General features: G+C 33.7%; 1 protein-coding gene. It reads left to right on the top strand.

Going from position 1 to position 2304, the window contains the following annotated elements; genetic code table 11:
• The first annotated feature begins 249 nt into the window (after positions 1–249).
• A complete protein-coding gene (locus AFK68_RS01215) occupies positions 250–1710 on the top strand; it encodes a tetratricopeptide repeat protein (protein WP_168186273.1) in 1461 nt (486 codons plus the stop codon).
• Positions 1711–2304 lie beyond the last annotated feature (594 nt).

Below are 2304 nucleotides of genomic sequence, written 5' to 3'. Positions count from 1 at the left end.
CCATTATTCATGCACATTTGTCAATCACTTTTAACTTCTATATTAATTTTTAGGATAACATTTCCTCTATGATGTTAACTAGGTCATATAAATTTCATTTCCTCTTACCCTTCTAACAATACAAGAGATTTAGCAACCAATATTCTTTCATATTTAGGAATACCAAATACTGTAGGATCTCAAGAGGTAATGAGCAAGATAGCTCAACCCCGAATTATCAATATTAAATCAAGGAAATTTTACACAACAATGTCAACAACAGCAACAGAAAACAGTGTTAACTATCTTCATCTTGGGAATAAATTATTAAGGCAAGGTAACTTTGCCGAAGCTGCTGATGCTTACCGCCAAGTAATTAAACTTAATCCTAAATCAGTAGTAGGTTATCAAAACCTAGGAGAAACTCTCAGTTTACAAGGAAATTTAGAGGAGGCAGCAAATATCTATCACCAAGCAATTCAACTACAGAAAAATTCTCCCTGGTCTTACTATAACTTAGGAGAAATTATGATTAAACTTAAGAGGTTTGATGAGGCAATTATTTATCTACGTCAAGCTATTGAACTTAATCCAGATTTTGCCAATTTTTACCAGAGTTTAGGATTAGCTTTAGCCAAAAAAGAATTATTTGATCAGGCGATAGTTACTTATCGTCGCGCTCTTGAAATCGACCCCAATACAACTTTAACTTATCAATATTTAGGTAAAGCATTAGCAAGTCAACAACAGTGGGATGAAGCTATAGAAAGTTTCAATCAAGCTATTGGAATTAATCCCTATTTATCAGAATATCATTTAGGTTTAGGCAAGGTTCTACAAAATGCTGGTCAAATAGAACAAGCAATTATTTATTACAATCAAGCTCTGGAGTTAGACCCCCATTTAGCAGAGGCTTACTATTATATTGGCTCTGCTTTAACTAACTTACAAAGGTGGGATGAAGCTATTAATGCTTGTATGCAAGCTATCTCTCTAAATGTCAAAAATGCAGAAATTTATCATCATTTAGGAACAGCTTTAGCCAAACTGCAACGTTGGCAAGAAGCTGTTGCTGCCTATCAAAATGCAATTGAATTTAATCCAAATTCAGGAATAATTCATCATCACTTGGCTTATGCTTTAGCCCAACTAAAACAGTGGGATGAAGCTGTGGTTGAATATCGTGAAGTTATCAAAATTAATCCCAATTCGGCAATAGTTTATGACCAGTTGGGAGAAGCATTAACAGAAATGCAAAAGTGGGATGAGGCGATAAATTGTTATCAGAAAGCTGTCGAAATTAATCCAGATAATCAACAGTTTAATCAGCATCTACAGGAAGCATTGGCGAGAAAACAGGAAAAGAATAAAACTGTAATTCAGTCTCATCTGAAATTAGCAGAAATGATGGAACAACAAGGATTTCTTGATGAGGCTATTTCTGCTTATCGTCGGGTGGTAAGTCTTAATCCTACTGCTGCTGATTTGCACCATAAATTAGGGTATACTTTAGCAAAGTTAGAAAGATGGAATGAGGCTATTTCTTCTTATCGTCAGGCTATTGAACTTTATCCAAATTCGGAGGTTGTACATTATCATTTGGGTGAAGCTTTGGCAAATTTAGGCTTAGATGAACAAGCAATATCTTCTCTCAAAAAAGCTATTGAACTTAAACCAGATTTATGGAGCGCTCATCAAGCTTTAGAAAAATTACAAGCAAAACAAAAGTAATTTAACGTAAGCATTCAGCTATTAGCATTCAGCAGACAGCTTTTGTAAAGAATCAAGCAATTATAAGGTTGGCTGATGACCAATTTTATTTCCTACGGAATGCTACGCAAACATAACTTTTTAACTTACTTTAGAGGCTAATTCCTTCTTTGCTATGATAATAAGTTAATAACTCAAAGCTGTTAGCTGACGGCTGAATGCTGATAATTTAACTAATATTTTTGCCACTGATAAAATAGTTAATAGAAACTTTTATTGCTGCGCTTGTTTCCCTACGCGAAATGAATGCGCAGCACGATCTAGGAAACTCATAAATATGAACTCATCCCTCAGAAATTTTTCAGAAAATTTTACTTTTAATTTTTACTTCTGACTTCTAATTTTAGAAAATTTTGCTTGAGTTTGTTCTGAGTGGTAGCTTTTAGGAGGACAGCAAATATATTTAACAAATTCATTGCTATAAGACAATTAAAATTGTCTCAAAAAATATAACATTCCTGGTGTTTAAATTTGGTCAGGTAAGGAACTATCAAAGTAGGAGTTTTGAACTTTTGCCAGAGGTCTAATCTTAATTTATCAGAAGAACTACAAAAA

The sequence above is a fragment of the Hydrocoleum sp. CS-953 genome (assembly GCF_002260545.1).
Taxonomy (GTDB): Bacteria; Cyanobacteriota; Cyanobacteriia; order Cyanobacteriales; family Microcoleaceae; genus Trichodesmium.
The sequence above is the reverse complement of the archived record's forward strand: the minus strand, read 5'-3'. Positions and strand labels throughout refer to the sequence as shown.

Bases quoted from the DNA above. Each gene is read 5' to 3' on its own strand.
- AFK68_RS01215 (WP_168186273.1), top strand. From the start codon at position 250: ATGTCAACAACAGCAACAGAAAACAGTGTTAACTATCTTCATCTTGGG.